Genomic DNA, 20,260 nt, shown 5'->3' with positions numbered 1-20,260 from the left:
AGATTATTGTTCTGAAAAATACATCAAAAATGAAGATAAATACAATGATATTGGTAATGATAATACTAACCTTGTATGCTTTTATAAGTTCTGCAGTGTACTACTATCCAGCTTATTCTATTGAAGGGTTAGATAGAGATTTTTATATGGACAAACAGTATTATGTGTTATTAGTGATAGTTCGAGGTATTATTTTTACAATATTATTTAACGGATTTTATTTGACAATTAATTTTATAGTAAAAAGTTTATATAAAATATCTCACAAGAAAATTATCAAAAAGTATTTATGAATGGGTTGTTTGAAAAAGTTGTTTTCCACTTTATATTATAGCTATTCCACGAACGGGGTGCTTAAGTTGAAAATCAAAGAGCCGATTAGATGGCTCTTTTTTCATTTTCAACTAACACGGCAGTTTAGTTGAAAAAGGAAGTACCCGAAAAAAAAACTGCCATATAAGAACGGGTTCGGTTTAACCTTTGGGTGTTAGGTTCTCGTTGAATTTCGAATTGTTTCAGAACCTGGTACCCTATACTATTACAAAATGAAGCTCGCCATGACAGATCAGTATGGCATGGTAGAATTTTCTTGTTGTAGTTCAGTTTGGTTTCTATGCTAAACTTGTATGTTCGAAAGGCAATGAAGAAGGTGGAATACATATGGGAAGAATGGAACATAAGCAGCAACAGAAACAATCGAAATTAAAGAAGAGATGGTCTAACTTAAAAAAACCTATCCGAATCCTATTAATCGGAATGATAGTTGTCGCCATTTGTGGATTGGTCATGTTGAATCGATTAATTGCATCAAATGATGTGAGTAAACTGGAAGAAACTGAACCGAGACCGACGTTTATTTATGATCAAAACGGAGAGATCGTTAGTAAGATTTCAAATTCCAATATTGAAGGAGTTGCTTTGGATCAAATTCCGAAAGAGCTGATTGAAGCAGTCATCTCTGTTGAGGATCAACAATTTTACAAACATGGTGGGGTTAATTATTTCGGGATTGCCCGGGCATTTACCCAAAACATGTTACAAGGTGAAGTCGTTGCTGGTGGGAGTACAATCACGCAACAGCTTTCAAAAAATGTGTTTTTAACTCAGGACCGTACATACTCCCGTAAATTTAAAGAATTGCTTATAGCGAAGAATATTGAAAGAACGTATTCAAAAGATGACATCATGGAACGCTATCTCAACCAAATCTATTTCGGCGAAGGGGCATGGGGTGTTCAACGGGCTGCGCAAATCTACTTTGGAAAAGATGTAAGCGAATTAACGTTAAGTGAATCTGCTACATTAGCGGGATTAATTAAAGCACCTACCCATTTATCTCCTTATAAAAGCATGGAAAAGTCGGTGCAGCGACGCGATATTGTTTTATCGTTAATGAAAGATGAAAAGTATATTAGTCAAGCGGAGTACGATGAAGCAATCGGACAAGAAATTGTGTTAGCCGATCCAACAATGCCGAATTATGAAGGGAAGTATCCATATTATATTGACCAAATCATTGACGAGGCGGTCAACAAGTACGGGCTAACGAAAAATGAAGTGTTAGCTGGAGGATTACATATTCATACAGCGTTAAATCCTGTCATCCAAGATGCCCTTGAAGAAGTCTATCAGGATGATCGTAATTTTCCAGAGAGTAAGTTAGATCAACTCATTCAAAGCGGTTCTGTCTTCTTGGATCCTAAAACTGGTGGAATTAGTGCATTGGTTGGGGGCAGAGGAGAATACACGTATGGTCGCTTTAATAATGCGACCCAGCTCGTTAGACAACCAGGATCGACCTTGAAACCCATTGCGGCCTACACACCTGCGCTCGAGCAAGGCTATCAAATTTCGGATCTGCTCGTTGATGAACCAATCAACATTAATGGATATTCACCGAAGAATTTTGATAAGCAATTTAGAGGGCAAGTGACAATGTACGATGCAGTCACTCAATCGTATAATATCCCTCCCGTCTGGCTCCTAAATAACATTGGTATTGAAGAAGGCGTTCGCACTGTGGAACGGTTCGGAATCCCATTGGAAGAACAGGATCATAATCTTGGCCTGGCATTAGGGGGCTTGCATAAAGGTACTTCACCCCTGCGTATGGCTCAAGCTTTTTCCACATTTGCGAATGATGGGGTCATGATGGAAGCCCATGCTATATTGGAAATAAAGGATTCGGAAGGCGAAGTCATTGGAAAATGGCGTGAACAGTCCCTAAAAGTAACAGAAGCGGAAGTTGCCCAGCAAATGACCTATATGCTAAAAGGTGCTGTAGAAGTTGGAACGGCCAAGAAAGCTCAAATTTCTGGGATGGAAGTAGCCGGTAAAACAGGCACCACCCAGCTGCCATTCACGGGTGTGGATGGATCGAAGGATCATTGGTTCGTCGGATATACACCAGACATCGTCGGTGCAGTTTGGTTGGGCTATGATAAAACAGATGCCGAACATTACTTAACATCAACGAGTAGTTTCACAGTACCACCAATTTTCGAGCAAGTCCTATCAAGATCGATCAGTGAATTGCCTACAAAGAAATTTGATTTACCATTAATCGCGAAAATGAAAAAAGATTTAGAAGAACAGAAAGAAAAGTTGAAGGAGAAAGAACAAAAGCAAGAAAAAGAGAAAGAAAAAGAGAAAGGAAAACAGAAGAAGAAAGAAGAGAAGGAAAAGAAAAAAAGAGAGAAGAAAGACAAGAAGGAAAAAGAGAAGGAAAAGAAGAAAAGAGATAAAAAAAAGGAAAAGAAATAGAAGACCAATTTGAGTAATAGGTTCTCATTGAATATTGAATTGTTCCAGAACCTGGCATCCATCACTAATAATAACCAAGAAGCCTGTTTCTATGATCACTAAGTGATCTAAGATACAGGCTTTTTATTTCAGCTATAATTGTCTTTATTCAACCACCCCCAGTGATTTGTGGAGAGGTAAGCTTCTGTGGTTATCTGGTGCAGTTAAAAGAACAGATGAATCTACTTCGACAAAAGATTCTTCTATTATCAGTCCGATTACTGTCCGCTATTCTTTTCGCACAGTCCTTATTGCACTTATTGGTCGAACTACGAAACTTCCAATTAATCCGCAATTAAATCACAACATCTTCTCTACTTGTTAAGTAATATTTCGCCTTCGTTTAGCCGCCTGTAATTCAGGTGATAATTAGTTATACGTACGAAAGGAGTGACCACTTGAAGGTTTTATTGGTTATTGCAAGCATTACTTTTCCTATTATTATGTTTTATCTTCAGAATAAAAACATTAAGTTCCGAATTACTTTTAATATCACAGCTGTTATATCAGCAATTGTTTTCGGAAGTATTGCATCAACTTCCATATTCCAAATCCTAATCGACAATACTGTATTTATGACTGCAATTCACGCCATTTTTCTTAATCTTTTTTTCCTGATCACTGGAGCTTATCTTGGTGTATTCATCGTTTATAGACTGCTGATTTTGACAATGGCCGAGAGATAGCATCTTACTCCTTTTCAATAGGAGCTACCATTAATTTAAGGTATCAGTTTCCAATACAATTTTGAATTGTATTGGAAACTGATACCGTTTTTTTATCTAAATGCCGGGCTTGACGAAAAAGCTAAAGGGGAGTATTATATTTTAGTTGCTAAAAATGTTACTTTAAAATAATGTTTTCCGCAGATTAAAGGTTAAATAAAAAATAAAAGGTTGGTGTTTACATGGGAAAACAATGGAATTTGAAAGATTTTCTTTTACACAACTTTTTAGGGATATATGCAGTAGCTGTATTGATGTTATGGATGAAAACATATATTGCTCAAACCACACAATTTGAATTAGGGGTAGAAGGACCACTTCAGCAGTTCCTTTTACTGCTAAATCCTCTTGGCTCTGCATTGCTATTTTTAGGAATTTCTTTTTTGTTTAAAGGTAAGAAAAAATATACAGTGCTCGTCGTTATGTACACGCTTATGTCGATTTATTTATATGCGAATGTCGTCTATTACCGGTTTTTCAGTGATTTTATTACATTGCCTACCCTTTTCCAAACGCAGAACTTCGGGGATTTGGGCGGAAGTATTCAGTCCCTGTTAGACCCTTTTGATATTCTGTTCTTTGTGGATGTATTCGTCATGTTGTATCTTCGATTTTCACATAAGGTGCAAATAGAAACAAATAGGATTGGAACTAAAAAAGCCGCTGCGATTATTGTTAGCGCCTTAATAATTTCTATTATCAATTTAGGACTCGCTGAAATGAGTCGCCCGCAACTGTTGACTCGCGGTTTTGATAGAAATTATATTGTGAAATATTTAGGGATATATAATTATTCGATTTATGACTCGGTGGAAACGATGGCTGCGACATCGCAAAGAGCTTTGGCGGATAGCAGTGATGTCACAGAAGTGATGAACTATACACAATCTACTTACGCCGAACCGAATCCAGACTATTTTGGAGCTGCCAAAGGAATGAACGTTATCTATTTGCATTTAGAATCATTCCAAAACTTTTTGATAAACTACAAATTGAACGGAGAAGAAGTTACACCGTTTTTAAATTCATTAACCAAAGATAAGAATACAGCGTATTTCGATAACTTCTTCCACCAAACAGGCCAAGGTAAAACAGCCGATGCGGAATTCATGTTGGAGAACTCCTTATTTGGGCTGCCGCAAGGATCGGCTTTTATAACGAAAGCACAAAATACGTACCAAGCCGCCCCAAGTATTTTAAAGGATTACGGCTATACATCCGCTGTATTCCACGGTAATAACGGAAGCTTCTGGAATCGAAATACGATTTATAAAGAATTTGGATTCGACCATTTCTTTGATGCGAGTTATTATGATACGAGTAACTCCATCGACATGGCAGAATACGGCTTGTTGGACAAACCGTTCTTTGAACAATCTGAAGCTCTGTTGAGTTCACTGCCGCAACCTTTTTATACGAAATTCATTACGGTTGGAAATCACTATCCGTATGATATGAATCAAGACTTGGACAATCGATAAAGCCAAGACTGGGGACAGCAGTGTGGACGCTTATTTCCAAACTGCACGGTATGCAGACGAAGCGATTGAAAAAGTCTTTACTCGATTAAAGGAATCAGGTTTATATGATAACTCGGTCATTGTTCTATATGGCGATCATTATGGTATTTCCGAGAATCATAAAAAAGCGATGGGCAAAATCATAGGGAAAGACATTACTCCTTATGAAAGTGCGAACTTGCAGCGCGTCCCTTTATTTATACATGTTCCTAAAATGAAAGGCGGCATCAACCACACGTATGGCGGTCAGGCAGATCTTCTTCCGACGTTGTTGCATTTGCTTGGAATTGATACGAAAAACTTTGTTCAATTCGGTTCTGATTTATTCTCTGAAGAGCATAATGAAGTTGTCCCATTTCGAAATGGTGATTTTATCAGCCCGACTATTGTTTCAATTAATGAAAAATTTTATGATAATCAAACAGGCTTACCACTCGACGATCGTCAAATGGAGAACGCCAATTCTTTGAAAAAAGAAGTGGCTTATAAATTGGAGCTTTCCGATAAAGTCGTGAATGGTGACTTATTAAGATTTTATACGCCAAAAGGCTATACCCCTGTCGATCCTTCTCAGTATAACTACACTAAAGACGAATGAAATATCGCAACAGTAGAAGCATGTTCTCTCCGAATGGTGAGGGCGTGCTTCTTTTTTGCGTTTGTTTCTTAGGTACCTGTGCAGCAAACTATTCAATAAATTCAATGCGAATCGCATAGTGATACAAGTCTGTTGAATATTTATACAAATTGGTTGAATTATCATGAATGTTTCTTGCACAGGTACCTTAACAAACGCAGCAGGTTCGTTGGAACTTTCACGAACTGTTTTCGTTAAATATTGTAGAATCTTGATAAAAAATTAAGGTGGAGTTTTATATTGAAGAGTAAAATGAAATACGGAACACTAGTGTTTAGTTTATTTATGCTTTTATTGTTAATGGGGTGTGATCCCTTCGCTAAGAGCAAAACGGAATTCTATGATAGTACAAAAAGTACTAACCTCTCAGAAGAAAGTGTAAATTCAGTTGCATTAAACTCAACTGCAAATGACGTTACAGGGGCTTTTGGTAAACCAATTGAAGTTAATATTGTAGCAAACCCAAAATCAAAATATCTAGTTTATGAAGGAATTGAATTTGGGATTATTGAAGATAAAGTAATCAGCTATTATTTCAACAACAATTATCAAACTACATTAGGAATTAAAACAGGCGATACAAAAGAAAATGTAATTCAAGCATATGGAGAAAACTTTTATGAAAGAGTTGAAAGTGGATTAGATACAATTGGATATTTTGATAAAGAAAATATGATTAATTTAGAAATTGGATTCAAGGAAAACAAAATTGTCTTATTAATGATTAAGAAAATTGGATATCCCATAGAAAATTAAAGGAAAAGGAAAGGGGGTTCCCCGGATGGCAGAGCAAAAGCGCAATAAAAGGCTAAATACAAGCGCTCTCGGCTTCGTACTTCTAATTGGAATCTTTATATTTAAATCCTTTATTTGGGATGAATACATAGTGAATAATACGGCATCTGCCGCATTGGATGATGTAGAAGGGCAGCCGGGCGTGGGTTTTGTAATAAACAAAAATCAGGAGATAGCCATAAAACCTTATGAAGAAGGATTCAACGTATATGCTGTGTCTAAAGGGTTTTGGGGTTGGTCGGTCACAGACGAACTGTCAATTTCGGATAAACAGAACAAGTCATTCGAAATAACGGAACGTACTTTACAATTTAAGGATAATAAAAGCCTGTATTTAGTTTTTGTTATGGACAAAGACAATTATTTTAATACGGTCATTGCCCATTCTTCAAACAGTGGACCTATTCATTTGAATAGGCTCGCATCCGACAATGGATTTCTATTCTACCATTATAGCGAGGAGCCATTTAAAGATTTAATATACGAAGGCACTACCTTCGATGGGAAAGTGAAGAAGATAAATTAATATAAAACAGAAAAGCGTGACTATAAGTATATCTTTGTCTCTATGGCAAAGATATACTTAATTTTATTTTCAGGACAAGATATACTTAAAAAAGATTCAAAATTACAGCAAGGGTGGATGGATGATAAATGATACGTTTTGAAAGTGATTATGCAGAAGGTGCTCATACACGAATTCTGAAACGACTACTGGAAACCAATGAAGAACAAACGCCTGGATATGGAATGAATGAATATTGTGAAAGGGCAAGAAGTTATATTAGAGAAGCGTGTGATGTAGAGAATGCAGATGTACACTTCTTGGTTGGCGGAACACAAGCAAATACTACGATTATCTCTTCCATATTGCGCCCGCATCAAGGAGCAGTTTCTGCAATTACGGGTCATATTGCAGGACATGAATCGAGAGCAATTGAAGCCACTGGACATAAAGTGCTTACGTTGCCGAGTGATGATGGGAAAATTACTGCGAGACAAGTAAAAGAATTATATGATGCCCATTGGAACGATGTCACTCATGAACATATGGTACAGCCTGGTTTGGTTTACATATCTCACCCTTCCGAGAATGGGACGACCTATAGTAAATCCGAATTGGAGGAATTGAGCAAAGTTTGCCGGGAATGCGGTTTGCCATTATTTATGGATGGAGCTCGATTAGGGTATGGTCTCGCTGCAAAAGACAATGATCTATCGTTAGGGGATATCGCAAGACTTTGTGATGTGTTCTATATCGGTGGAACGAAACTCGGAGCATTGTTTGGAGAAGCTGTTGTTATCACAAATGATGATCTTAAGAAAGACTTTCGCTATATGATCAAACAAAAAGGCGGATTGCTTGCTAAGGGGAGATTATTAGGGATCCAGTTTGAAACCTTGTTTGAAGATGGCTTATATGATGAGATTTCGAAGCATGCTGTGGACTTGGCGATGATGATTCGGGAGGCGTTTGTTGAAAAAGGCTATTCATTAAGATATGATTCCAAGACAAATCAACAGTTTCCCATTTTGCCGAATGATGTGTTAAGTGAATTGAGCAAGAAGTACTCTTTTCCTATTGGGAGAAAGTCGATGATACGCAAAGTGTTGTGAGATTTTGTACGAGTTGGGCTACAAAAAAGGAAAATGTTGAAAAACTGATTGAGGATATTAAGAATTTGGATCGTTATTGATAGTACCCCAGATTTCTTATGTGCAGGTAACTCATGCCGAGGCCAATTCGCTGAGGGATGGGGAAAAAATGATTTTACGAAAAAGCCTCGAATTCCTTATTTTTAAGGAGATCGAGGCTTTTTATACTAAACTATCTTGCTGCGTTAGTTCAATAACGATTTATTTCTTATGAACTTTTACATAAACGCTTCCAAATAGTTCATCTCCAAAATAAGCATCTAACTTCCACATTCCACTTTTAGGGAGCATCATATTTGTTGGGAAATGTTGATCTGCACCATTATGAGGGGTTGGAAAAGAATTCCCTATTGTGGGTACAACAATTATTTCCTCATCACTGTTTTCGTGAGTTCCTAAAACCTTAAAATTACCAATTAACTCATCATTATTTCCCCAAAAGTGCCACATATACTTTTGTACTTTGTCTGGATAAAATCTAACTACTTCGCTATCATCGTAAATAAAACCCAAACGACCTTCTTCCCCGATCATTGTGAAACTTCCTGATTTAAAGAGAGGACTTTCATTCCAATTGTGTTGAATAACTTCTTCTTTTATTGGCTTTTCGTTATTACAGCCCGCAATTACTAATGCTAAAAACACTGCGCAAATCATAATTATTTTTTTGATGAACATAAATAACTCCTCCGTTTTTTTATTTGAATGCATATAAAAATCTACTCTGTCGAATCCGTTTTTTTAACAGTTGCACCATTAGTAAAAAAATCTCCTTATGTCTATCATTCTATTAAGTTGGTAATAATCCTTTTAGTATTGCCACTTTACTGAAAAAAAGGAGTGGGACGATGTTTTTCTTAACACGTGAACGTCAGGAAGTATTCGACGCAGCAAATACATATCCATTTGAGGTAGCGTTTGATGTACGTGTTTAAAGTTGTCGCAACATCACTATATAGATTCATAAAAAATCGCGAATTGTAAACAAGTTGTAAATAGTATTAAGAGTTTATAGAGATCAGATTAAATAACTTTGCTTCCCTCCATCTTTTGTTATGCTTAGAAAAATGTCATAAGATTGAAAGATTGCTAAGTGATGTAAATAAGGATACGAAGAAAGGAAATGGATATGAAGGAACATTTAATCGAAATTCATGAACAGGCGAAAAAATGGGTGGAAGAAATTATTCCATTTATAAAGGAATCCATTTTGACGAAGTTGACGGTGGATACAAAAAGCAGTGCGAATGATCTTGTCACAAATGTTGATAAAGCCGTTGAATCTCATTTCCGGGCTAAAATTCAGGAGACATATCCGACTCACGGAATCATTGGAGAAGAGCATGGGTATGAAGGAGTGAAAGGGTCATTTGATTCAATCTGGGTGATTGATCCAATTGATGGCACCACAAATTTCGTCAAGCAAAAGGATTATTTTTGTGTTCTCGTCTCTTATTATGAAAAGGATATCGGTGAGTTAGCTTATTTATATGATGTGATGAACGATGATTTTTACTATGCAATGAATGGCCAAGGTGCGTATTTAAATGGTCAACGATTAGAAAAGCCAAAAGAGATAACGCTAAGTGAAGGATTAGTTTCTGCAAACATTTCATCCTGGAGTAAGAAAGATATTTTTCAAGAGTTATTACAGAAGAGTTTTGATATTCGCTATTTTGGCTGCGGCGGGATCGATTCGATTCATGTGTTTAACGGAAAATTTGCAGCCTTTGTGAATTCTAAGTCCGGTCCGTGGGATTTAGCAGCCCAATTAATCTTTGCTAAAGAGCTGGGACTGAAGACGTCAACATTTAATGGAGGCCCTGTTGATTATGCGACAGGTGGTGACTGGATTTTAGCAAATGAAGGTTGTTATGATGAGGTCCTTGAAATTACGAAGCGGTTTTTTTAACCTGAATGATAGGTATCAATGAAAACTCTTCAAGCTAAATTTGAATTCACAGAAAATCGCGTGGAGGGATTATTCTTGTCAAGTCGAAATGAATTTGTGGAACCGTCTGTGAAGCTATTTGAAGGAGAAAGATGGCTTGTCATTACTGGTATTCTTGGATTTATTCTTGCCGCAGGCATTGCTTTCATTATCTTTTTTCAAGGGCGCATTATTTTACCCGAAGGCAATTTAGGAGATGCTTTCTCCTTTAATGCGGCAATCGGTATTTATATCCTTTCAATAGCTGCAATTTTACCTTTAGCTAGACTTGAAGCTCGGAAGAGGAAGGCTTTCAGATGGCTTTTTATAATCTCGGCCTTATATGGTTATGCAATCGAAACGATCCAGAACTTTCGGGGATTCGATCCAAGGTTTTCTCGTGAAGGATCCGTTGTCGATATAATCGGCGGAATGGTATTTGGGGTTGTTTCGCTAGTACTTGTGATATTAGCGTTACTGCTTGCTATACAGTTTTTTCGAATAAAATATCCGATTGAACGTCCTTTGTTGATGACAGGGATTCGCTATGCATTCATATCAATTCTGATAGCCAATATTGCTGGAATATGGATGATTTTGCTTCAAGATCGATTTACAGGAGATACGGGAAATATAATCGTACTACATGGAATAGGCTTTCATGCATTACAGACATTAATCTTTCTTGGATGGCTTTTGGAAAAAGTTCAATTTAATGGTCGTATAAAAAAATTGCTGATCCATTATGGAAGTATCTCTTGGACGCTATCGATTCTACTAATAGGTTTCCAAACGTTATTAGATCGAACTGTATTCGAATTAACCACACTGCCTATTATTTCAGGCATTTTGTTGCTCGTATGGCTTGGTACAGTGATTGTTGCATCTGTTCTTTTTATAAAAGATTGGAGAACAAAAGCCTTGAAAACAAATTATGTATCCTCTAATCAGGGATAAAGGAGTATTAGGTAAATACTAGTGCGAAAGCTGAGCCAAGAAAAGGGCTGTTCAAATTGGAAGAGCATTGAACAGCTCTTTTGAATTTATTTAAGTTAGTGTTGCAGTGACATGTTATTTAGTTAGTTTTATGAATAAATAACTGTTTATTTATTTGTTTGCTCTGTGTATTGTTTGAAATTATCTAAAATGGCCTGCCATCCCTGTTGCTGAAACTCAATTGGATGTTCAGTTTCAGCGTCAAACGTTTCAATTACTTCAGTTTCGTTTCCTTGCCCTTTAAAGGTGATTTTAACTTTTCTTCCATCTCCCATTGTATAAGAAATCACCTCATGTAATTTTACCTCATCGTAGGTTCCACCAAAATCAAACCCCATACTTCCATCTCTTGCTTCCATTCTTGAAACGAATTTCCCACCTGCTCTAAGATCATTCTCTGCAAATGGTGTGTGCCACTCATCCGAAGCACTATTCCATTTTTTAATATGATCTGGTTCTGTCCAAAATTCCCATACTTTTTCCACTGGTGCCTGAACAGTTGCATTTACTGTAACTTCCTTAAACTCCGCCATTTTTACCCAACCTTTACAATGAATTATTTTGTGATTTGTTTCCTAAAGTTAATATACAGCATTATCATAAATATATAATTGAAAGATAATTAAAACAAGTAATTGCTTAATGACAAGTCACTATTAACATGTTCAATGTAAAGTAATGCAATTAAACAATCGGGCGGGAATCCAATGTACTGCTTTTTTGCCTAAGACTCAATATACGAAGGTGAGTACTTTCTGGAGTATTATTAATTTGCTTAGAAGGCTCTTTTTTCTTGTTCAACTAAAGGGGCAGTTTAGTTGAATAAGGACTGCTAACAATTAAGTAGATTGGAACTTTTTGTTACTATTATCGTATAGATACCAGATTGTTGTATTAACAAATATAAAAAAATAAACGACAAGGATGATTAGTTATGTTATGGATTGCAACACAAGATGATAAAAGTTTGATAAACGCAAAAGAGATTACAGTAGACGGAAAGAAAATAGAAGGAGTAATTGAAGGTGGTGCTATGCATCACTGGAGTAAAATTTTAGGTAAGTACGAATCAAATGAAAGGTCATTAGAAATTCTTAATGAAATATTTACGAAAATTGAAGAAAGCAATGGTTTTTCTATGACATACACTATGCCTAAAAAGTAAGTACTAAACTGTACAATAATTGGGTGCGATTGTGGAGTAAACGTCGCTTTTCTTCTTAAACTAACGGAGTGCTTTACTTGAAGATCGTTGAGCTGCTTAAACGGCTCTTTTTCTTATTAAACTAACGGGGCAGGTTAGTTGAAGGAAGAAGAAGGTTTTTTTCCGAGTGAGTTGAATAAGAAACGTATGGCAAATTGTCTACTGTTTTAATTTCTTTACCCGATTAGTAAGGAGTGACTCCACGTGAAAATGTATCCTGACTTCCAAGCTATTTCTAAAACAATAGAGATAGGTGGGCTGACAAAATTACAGCTTACTCGAAAATTGCAACAACAATCTATCTCTTTAAATGAGTATGCAGAGAGACTATTTTCTAACGATAAATTTACTACTTCTAAAACAAAGTACAACCTGAAGACCGTTGAACTAACCATTAGGAACCTTGGCTTTCCTGAAGGAGCCACTATGCCCCAGATTTTTAATCGAGCTGAAGAACTTGGTTTGGATTTGTGTCCACTTGAGGTAGGACCTCACTTAAGACTAGCGTATTTAAATCAACCTGAAGGTAGTACAGGGAATCTTCCACGAGGACAAGCTCCTTCAGGGTCCATCACAATAGCATCAGAGATAATTAGTGAAGATGATGATTTTCCGAAAGGCTTTTACCTTAGAAAAATTAATGGTGTATTGTGGTTACGTGGATATATTGCTGAGGATCTGCACGTTTGGAAGACTGAGGATCACTTTATCTTTTGTCAAAGAAAAGGTTATTAAAATGAGAAATTACAAAAAGTACCACCTTCTTCCTATTCAAATAACGGAGTAAGATAGTTGAACAGTGTACAGCAAACAGACCATTAAATGGAGAAAGGTTGCCTATAGAAAGGATGGTAATTAGGATTAATAAGAAAGTAATAAAAGACACAAAATGGCGGGTTTTACAGTTAACATCTATTTTGTTAGCGGTCACTGGGCTGATTTTAGCGATTTATAATAATGGTTACTGGGTGCCATTTGTTATTTCTTCTTTGGTGTTAACAATTCTTGCAACGAATACAGCAGCAAAAATATCTAAGTATTTTTCATAAACGGGGGCGATTTTTTAATATGCGTCTCTTTTTTTTTTCTTTACTGAAGCGGCAGTTTAGTTGCACAAGCAGGTATTACTAAGTGGGATGCCGAATGATTAATTAAATGAGCACTTTTTGAAGAGAAAGAGGTATTGAACGAGGAAAAACTAAAGAAAAAAATGAATTATTGGAATGTTTTAGGCCGTGTGTGGAAGTGGCTTGTCTTAAGAGAGGAGATGAAAAAATGATTGAATTACGAAAGATAACAGGGGATAACATAGATGAAGTAATAGCGCTTGATGTTGAAGAAAACCAGAAAGAATTTATATTAGAAACTACTAACCTTAGATGCTTCGCAGACGCTCATATGTTGAACACAGATGGTATACCAGCTTCTCCATTAGCTATTTATGCGAATGATACGATGGTTGGATTTTTGATGTATATTTATGATACGACGGATCATGAATCATTTCAAAATGAAGTATTTTACGGGAAGAAGACCTATTTCATTTGGCATTTTATGATTGATAAGAGTTATCAGAGGAAAGGATATGGCAAACTTGCCTTTGAAAAAATGTTGGCGGATATTGAAACTATGCCTTATGGGGAAGCAGAAAATGTAGATCTCTTTTATCATAAAAGTAATGTCATAGCTAAAGAATTATACGCTTCATTAGGTTTTGTAGAAACAGGCATCATTCAGGATAATTCGGTGCATGCGATTAGAAATTTAGATGGGAAAATAACAGAAGCCGTAGTAGAATAGGATCTCTCGGAAATAAATGAAAGCTATCAACGTTTTGACCCATAATAAACACAAATATCCAGAAGGAAAAACCGATTTTTTTAACTCTGTCTTAGTAAAATATAATATTTATACCGCAATCGAATAGATAATGCATTAACTATCAATCGGAAAGCGATGAACTATCTGTTTATGGTTGTTAACTACTCTCTATATTGATAAGCCCCCCTATCGATATTCAACTCGAAAAGTTACCAGAGCAAATCAAAAAGAAGAAGGAGTAAGTCCGAGGTCACTGAAAAACGGAATTTTTTTAGTGGGTAAGCAGTGCCATTTAAAAAGACGATTTCTCATTCCATTTTGAATGGGAAATCGTCTTTTTTATCTATGTACTCCGAAATTCCCTCGTTATTTAACTCATTGATTTCAATATTCTTTTCAAATTTACGGTGAAAATTGGCATGGTACCTTGCATTTCCATGCCAATTAGACCCGAGGATTTTGCAACATCATACCCGTGTCTGTGTTTTAATTCGCTATTTTTCGCCTCTATTTTATATCGTTCTTTCGATTTTTCTTTAAAATACTCGCTTTCTTGAAATTCGATCTGTTCGGTATGTACATTGGATTTAATACTTACCGAATAACTCTTACTTTTAGCTCCTTCTTTATAACACCCTTCTTTAAACGGACAGTGTTTACATTTTTCCACATCAAAATAATAGGTGTCCGTTTGATTAACGGCGACCCCTTTTTTACCTTGTCGAGCTTTCCTTATAGACTTCAACAATAGATATTTGAACATACGAATAGGGTCGATGGCATTTCGACCGTTATCATGGCAATATTTGTCCTTAAGTTCGTCATACACAAATGAAAAGTCAATCAACTCATTAATTTTTCGCAATAGCCCCAATGCTTGAATATGTTGTTATCTGATGGATTTGCCTACTATGAAACACTAATCTCTCTTTTACTTAATTTCTTAAATGCAGAGTAACCCTGATCGGACTTAATAAAACTTAATATTTTATCGGCACATTCGGTTGGACTCAACTTTTCCGTATTTACTTCAAGATCATATTCATTATAGGAATATACTCTGTCGAACTGGGAATGTGCTAGTCCAATTAATCGATCTCCCCTACTCTGCTCTCTTCTTGTGAGTTCTTCTTTTGAGCATCGTACGCCTACAAACAATATAGGATGATCAACAAGTAAATCATAAAAATCATTAAACGACTTGTCATTTGCGATTATGGTATCTACTATTACATTAAAACCTAGTTCTGATAACAATTTAATTGTCGAATGGTACACTGAGAATATGGAATCATCAACTATTTGTGAGACAACTTGATGATCTATTCTTCTTGGAGGTTCATCTGGAAATTTGTTATTAACAAAATCATTGTAATTATTAAAAAAATCGTCAATTGATAAATGATAAAAAGGAATCTCTTTCTGATTTATCAGTTCAGTCGATATGGAGGTCTTTCCAGAACTTGACGTTCCGTTCAAAAACACAATGAGTCCTTGCTTCACATGAATCACCCTTATCTATAAGATTTGCGTTTCATTCAGACAACCTTATTTTAACAAATTTCATTAGATTATCCAACTGATAAAATATTCGAGGAACGTTTCAACTATCCTGCCAGATAGCTTAATGCATTTTGGGAGGAATGCCCTCACATGGTATTTTCAGAAAAATTTTGTGCGGAGCGAAGAAGGGTAAACTCTGCCGTAACATCAGAAACCAATTCATTCGGCAATGGGTATACCTAATTAAAAGCATTACAAGCCCCGTAGAGCATAATAAAAGAGCCGCCCTTTATCGGAAGCCACTCAAAAAGTAAAGCTTTTTGAAAGCATCGAAGATTTTCATCAACATACAGAAAATAAAAGAAGCTAATAACCTATATGTAGTAGGCGATTAGCTTCTTTTTCACTTTAATCGGACTTTTTCAGTGCCCTCGTAAATCCCTCTTCTTTTTTCAAATCTACTTGTTTTACATTCCCTATGCATAGGAATGTAGTCCTGCAATTACAAGATTAACAAAGATCTGGTTGAACAAAATAAGACCGAAGCCGATGATTGCCATCCAAGCAGTTCTTTCTCCTTCCCAGCCGTTTCCAATCCTTAAATGTAACATTGCAGCATAAAATAAGAAGGTGATCAATGCCCAAACTTCTTTTGGATCCCAACCCCAGAATCGGCTCCAAGCATATTGTGCCCATATCATTGCGAAGATTAGGCCGCCAAGTGTGAACAAAGGAAAACCAATTACGACTGCTCGGTAGGATATCTCATCCATTGTACCAGCATTCACTTTATGAGTAAGGGGTTTGAGTAGAGCGATGACTTTTCGTTTCGTAAGGAGACGTATCAGTATATAAAGCACAGTTCCTACGAGAAAAGACCATATTATTGTATTCAATTGGTGTGCATCAATTGAGTTGGGAATCTCTATCAGTCCATTTTTTTGATCGACGACCTTGTAAGAATTAGCATCAACTGATTGGACAACTTTAGAATCTTTAGGAACGATAATAGTCGGTAATTTATAGTTGGAAACATCAATCTTTGATTCATAATTTTCAAATTGGAGATTTTTATTATAAGCCATCGCACCGAATGTACTTGTCGTTGCAATGAAACCGACCACTACAACCAAAAAATACATGACAAGCTCCAAAAAGAATGTATTCTTGCTCTTTTGGGCAGGATTAACTGTTTTTAAAAGATAGATAATACCTGAAACAAAGGCAATTGATAACACTGCACTGGAAAAGGCTACTGTAAGTACATGAATTGCTAACCAATTACTTTGTAACGCTGGTATAAGAGGCGTGATTTCTTTCGAAAATGCATTAGCATAGCCCAGAATTATGAGTACAATCGGAAGGGCGAAGAGTCCAATTACACTTTGACGATATAAATAATACATAATCAGGGAACTTCCAACGAGCATAATGGCGAAGAACGTCAAGAATTCATACAAGTTGCTGACTGGGGCATGTCCAGCAACGGCCCATCTTGATATAAAATAGATGATTTGCAAAATAAAACCTGCCGATGTAAATGTTATTCCGAGTCTTGAAAAAAAACTTCTCTTCGAACCTACTGATAAGCCCAAAGGTATAATTGCTATTAAGTAGATAAAAAATGAAATATATAATGCTGTATTACTTAAACTGACTAATGAACTTGTAGACATGATGCCACTCCTTGTAGTACCTATTTTTTCGATGTCCTTAATATAGTAAACTGCAAAATTATTCAGAAACACCAGTTTAGTCCAGTATAGCATTACATATAAGGTATGGAACACGAATTCCGACAATTTAATGACTTCCTCATAGTGATAATGTTTTATGGTAATATCAAGGGAATTGTAACAGGTCCTGTGCAGCAAACTATTCAATAAATTCACTACAAATGTATAAAAATTCAAAAAACAGCCATTTTATATGCGGTGGGAATGAATTTTTATACAAATTGGTTGAATTATCATGAATGTTTCTTGCACAGGTACCTTTACAATTTGAAAAAAGAAGTGGATTATAAATTGGAGCTTTCCGATAAAGTCGTGAATGGCGACTTATTGAGATTTTATACACCGAAAGGGTATACTCCTGTCGATCCTTCTCAGTATAACTACACTAAAGACGAATGATCTATCCCAGTAGAAAAAGCATGTTCTCTCCAGGCAGAGAGGACATGCTTCTTTTTTGCATCAACACAATCAGAACCCATCACTCTATTCCGTTTAGTCAAAGATAAGCTACGATTTATTTATCGCATAATTTTTTCTACAATAAGCATTTCAGTCTCAATTGTAGCTTCTCCACCTTTAAACTCGTCTTTTCTATTTGGGAAATTAAAATCAAGATAAATAATATCTCCTATCTTGATCTCATCGATACCAACGTTATTTCCTTCTAAATCTACAACCTCTAAATCTTCCCCTTATTGGTTTTCGGAAACTATCCAGCCTTTGTTATAACCAATGCAGCATTATTGTATGAAAATGTCCCATTTACAGAACCTATGGAAACTCGTATAACATCACCTTGATTTAACATGAATTGGTCTGTTCTTGATAATGTATCGATTTCATTTTTAAAAGCAATGAGAGTTTGATGTGAGAGTAAATAATTTGTGATAGGAGTCCCGTTTATAGAGAGCATAAAATCAATTGAGTTCGTTGCTCCTTCAACCTCACTTGCATTAATGATAATTGAAAACGAAATTGCATATACACCTGAGCTATTTATGGTAATCGAATCATCGGCGGTATTTAACGTTATTCCTTTAGAGGGCCCAGTCGTGTCAAAAAAAACGTTTGCACCACTTGCAGCAGAATAACTAGCATTAGAATACAGTGAACCATAAACTGGGGTAATATCCGGGCTAATGCCTGATCCAGGGTCTCCCGGTTGTCCAGATGGATTAGAAAGAGGACCGTTGGAAGCTCTAAACGGAGGATAGTATCTAATTTTCCATATTTCACATGACAAATTTATCAACTCCTTTATCTTCACTATTGGTCGAACTACGCAACTTCCAATTTATCCGTAATTAAATCACAACATCTTCTCTACTTGTTAAGTAATATTTCTCCTTCGTTTAGCCGCCTGTATTTCAGGTGATAATTAGTTATACGTACGAAAGGAGTGACCTTTTGAAGATTTTATTAGTTATTGCCAGCATTTCTTTTCCGATTATTATGTTTTATCTACAGAATAAAAATATTAAATTCCGTATTATTTTCAATATCACAGCTACTATATCAGCAATTATTTTCGGGAGTATTGCATCAACTTCCAAATTTATTTTTTTTACAAGGATTCAATGAAATACCTCCCTTCTTATGTTTACTAATACCATATTTTAATAATCTTTTTTTGCTTGTCTGCTATAAGCTTTTACGCTTTCTTGAGAACCCGATGCCTCACTAAACGTATTAATAAAACGCTTCGGTGAAAATGCTAGTAGAGGTATTATAGAAATATCTATTTCTATTAGTATTTTTGATATTAGAATACTACATGATTTACAACGGATGTTTTCTCGTTTACTAGTAACTTACTCAAATTATTAGTATCTGCTTGTACTCTTGTCGATGTGTGTTCAATAATTTATGTTTGAGCAGCATGTTGAAAAAAATGTAGAAGCCAACCATATCAACATCCGGGAGGTTTACTTGTGCGCTTATATAAACATAATGAATTGTCATAAATGTGTGTTGGACAGGCACCGAATCTCTGAATTGCTGCAAATGCCTCATCAGACGTTCCTGTCACAGACAGGCGTGATTTATCCGGTCACGACTATTTTAAACGGTTTGCTCAAAAGGCAGAGTAGGTCTAAATCCAATCTCATATTTCTTAAGAGCATATTCTAATAAGAAACGATTGGAGGGGAATTATGTCAGAAAAAAAGGTAATTAGTAGAATAAAGCCTAGTGAGTGTTGTCCGCCGGTAAAGTACACCGCATTTGATGCTTGTTGTGCTCCGCTACCGACTTCTTCGTGTCTTTGTGACTGTTGTGTTACTCCTATGCAGTCCGTCTTACAACAACTTATTGGGCAAACTGTCATTCTTGCCACGATTGCAGACGCACCAAATACACCTCCATTCTTTTTTCTAGTCACAATTACTAACGTGAATGATTTTTTAGTTACAGTGACAGATGGAGTGTCAATCTATACGGTAAATATTTCTGATGTTATAGGGGTAGGTTTTTTACCACCAGGACCTCCTATTAGCTTGTTGCCACCTGTTGATTCCGGGTGTGAATGTGATTGTCGTGAACGACCAATGAGACAATTGCTGAATACACTTGTCGGTGCAACAGTGAATATATTGGTAAGTAACGGTTCTACTGCAATGAATTTTACCGTGGAACAAACAGGACTTGGTATAGTGTTAGGTACTTTACCAATAGATACAATGAATCCTATATTTGCAATTTCAACTTGCAAAATTACGGCTGTAGGGCAGGCTCTTTGAAGTAGGTATGATTCATGAGGTTATGACTACCGGGTTCGTTAGTTTAACAAGACCATCATTTCGGTAGTCTGTTTTCCGTCCGAAATATCAAGTGGATTTCATCGATTTATTGTGAAATGATACACCTTCAACAAACGCATCAAAGGCTGGATAGTTTACCAACGGTGCTTTAGTTCAAGAAGCAAGGCAGTAATTTA

Annotated in this window: 15 protein-coding genes and 4 pseudogenes; 13 read left to right on the top strand and 6 right to left on the bottom strand. The window is 36.1% G+C overall.

All coding sequences use genetic code 11. The features are described from left to right. The first annotated feature begins 660 nt into the window (after positions 1-660). The 6 genes and pseudogenes from ACFPZG_RS16035 (at position 661) to ACFPZG_RS16010 (ending at position 8,176) form a co-directional block, all read left to right on the top strand. Complete coding sequence (locus tag ACFPZG_RS16035; protein ID WP_317941288.1) at positions 661-2,763, top strand: transglycosylase domain-containing protein; 2,103 nt, start codon at positions 661-663, stop codon at positions 2,761-2,763. 437 nt (positions 2,764-3,200) lie between these two features. Continuing rightward, the gene (locus ACFPZG_RS16030) at positions 3,201-3,488 is read left to right on the top strand and encodes a transposase (protein WP_283734199.1); all 288 of its coding nucleotides are present in this window, start codon (positions 3,201-3,203) and stop codon (positions 3,486-3,488) included. 221 nt (positions 3,489-3,709) lie between these two features. Next, positions 3,710-5,645, top strand: a pseudogene (locus ACFPZG_RS16025) (LTA synthase family protein). A gap of 279 nt (positions 5,646-5,924) precedes the next feature. Then, positions 5,925-6,440 (top strand): hypothetical protein, encoded by a 516-nt coding sequence (locus tag ACFPZG_RS16020; RefSeq protein WP_283734200.1) that lies wholly within the window; start codon positions 5,925-5,927, stop codon positions 6,438-6,440. Positions 6,441-6,465: 25 nt separating this feature from the next. Further along, positions 6,466-7,005 carry a hypothetical protein gene (locus ACFPZG_RS16015; protein WP_317941287.1) on the top strand — a complete coding sequence of 180 codons (540 nt, stop codon included), beginning with the start codon at positions 6,466-6,468 and terminating at the stop codon, positions 7,003-7,005. A gap of 128 nt (positions 7,006-7,133) precedes the next feature. After that, positions 7,134-8,176, top strand: a pseudogene (locus tag ACFPZG_RS16010) (threonine aldolase family protein). Between the two features lie 160 nt (positions 8,177-8,336). Here ACFPZG_RS16010 and ACFPZG_RS16005 read toward each other — a convergent pair. After that, on the bottom strand, positions 8,337-8,813 hold the full coding sequence (locus tag ACFPZG_RS16005) for a hypothetical protein (RefSeq protein ID WP_283734202.1): 477 nt from the start codon (positions 8,811-8,813) through the stop codon (positions 8,337-8,339). Positions 8,814-9,258: 445 nt separating this feature from the next. Between ACFPZG_RS16005 and ACFPZG_RS16000 the strand changes: the two genes are divergently transcribed. Together ACFPZG_RS16000 and ACFPZG_RS15995 are read left to right on the top strand one after the other, a co-directional pair. Beyond that, the gene (locus ACFPZG_RS16000; RefSeq protein WP_317941286.1) at positions 9,259-10,047 is read left to right on the top strand and encodes an inositol monophosphatase family protein; all 789 of its coding nucleotides are present in this window, start codon (positions 9,259-9,261) and stop codon (positions 10,045-10,047) included. A gap of 18 nt (positions 10,048-10,065) precedes the next feature. Next, entirely contained in the window at positions 10,066-11,022 is a 957-nt protein-coding gene (locus tag ACFPZG_RS15995; protein ID WP_381427951.1) for a hypothetical protein, read from the top strand. Positions 11,023-11,168: 146 nt separating this feature from the next. Here ACFPZG_RS15995 and ACFPZG_RS15990 read toward each other — a convergent pair whose 3' ends face one another. Beyond that, complete coding sequence (locus ACFPZG_RS15990) at positions 11,169-11,594, bottom strand: SRPBCC family protein (RefSeq protein ID WP_317941285.1); 426 nt, start codon at positions 11,592-11,594, stop codon at positions 11,169-11,171. A gap of 401 nt (positions 11,595-11,995) precedes the next feature. Between ACFPZG_RS15990 and ACFPZG_RS15985 the strand changes: the two genes are divergently transcribed. From ACFPZG_RS15985 to ACFPZG_RS15975, 3 genes are all read left to right on the top strand, one after another. Continuing rightward, positions 11,996-12,226 (top strand): hypothetical protein, encoded by a 231-nt coding sequence (locus ACFPZG_RS15985; protein WP_283734207.1) that lies wholly within the window; start codon positions 11,996-11,998, stop codon positions 12,224-12,226. A gap of 243 nt (positions 12,227-12,469) precedes the next feature. Next, positions 12,470-13,000: a helicase gene (locus ACFPZG_RS15980; RefSeq protein ID WP_283734208.1), complete on the top strand. Its 531-nt coding sequence runs from the start codon at positions 12,470-12,472 to the stop codon at positions 12,998-13,000. Positions 13,001-13,540: 540 nt separating this feature from the next. After that, positions 13,541-14,065, top strand: a complete 525-nt coding sequence (locus ACFPZG_RS15975) for a GNAT family N-acetyltransferase (protein ID WP_283734209.1) — start codon at positions 13,541-13,543, stop codon at positions 14,063-14,065. 391 nt (positions 14,066-14,456) lie between these two features. On the opposite strand, the pseudogene ACFPZG_RS15970 reads toward ACFPZG_RS15975, so the two are convergent. From ACFPZG_RS15970 to ccsB, 3 genes and pseudogenes are all read right to left on the bottom strand, one after another. Beyond that, positions 14,457-14,825 (bottom strand): annotated as a pseudogene (locus tag ACFPZG_RS15970) (transposase); the annotation flags it as partial. A 170-nt stretch (positions 14,826-14,995) separates the two neighbouring features. Further along, positions 14,996-15,589 carry a chloramphenicol phosphotransferase CPT family protein gene (locus tag ACFPZG_RS15965; RefSeq protein ID WP_283734210.1) on the bottom strand — a complete coding sequence of 198 codons (594 nt, stop codon included), beginning with the start codon at positions 15,587-15,589 and terminating at the stop codon, positions 14,996-14,998. A 476-nt stretch (positions 15,590-16,065) separates the two neighbouring features. After that, positions 16,066-17,265, bottom strand: a complete 1,200-nt coding sequence (ccsB, locus tag ACFPZG_RS15960) for a c-type cytochrome biogenesis protein CcsB (protein ID WP_317941284.1) — start codon at positions 17,263-17,265, stop codon at positions 16,066-16,068. A gap of 264 nt (positions 17,266-17,529) precedes the next feature. On the opposite strand from ccsB, the gene ACFPZG_RS15955 reads away from it, so the two are divergent. Then, entirely contained in the window at positions 17,530-17,724 is a 195-nt protein-coding gene (locus tag ACFPZG_RS15955) for a hypothetical protein (protein WP_381427978.1), read from the top strand. 310 nt (positions 17,725-18,034) lie between these two features. Here the strand turns inward: ACFPZG_RS15955 and ACFPZG_RS15950 are convergent, their stop codons facing one another. Further along, complete coding sequence (locus tag ACFPZG_RS15950; RefSeq protein ID WP_317941283.1) at positions 18,035-18,568, bottom strand: hypothetical protein; 534 nt, start codon at positions 18,566-18,568, stop codon at positions 18,035-18,037. Between the two features lie 1,006 nt (positions 18,569-19,574). Here ACFPZG_RS15950 and ACFPZG_RS15945 point away from each other — a divergent pair. Continuing rightward, positions 19,575-20,063: pseudogene (locus ACFPZG_RS15945) on the top strand (hypothetical protein); the annotation flags it as partial. Between the last annotated feature and the right edge of the window lie 197 nt (positions 20,064-20,260).

It is taken from the genome of Sporosarcina thermotolerans (genome assembly GCF_042658975.1).
GTDB classification, from domain to species: Bacteria; Bacillota; Bacilli; order Bacillales_A; family Planococcaceae; genus Sporosarcina; species Sporosarcina thermotolerans.
The sequence above is the reverse complement of the archived record's forward strand: the minus strand, read 5'-3'. Positions and strand labels throughout refer to the sequence as shown.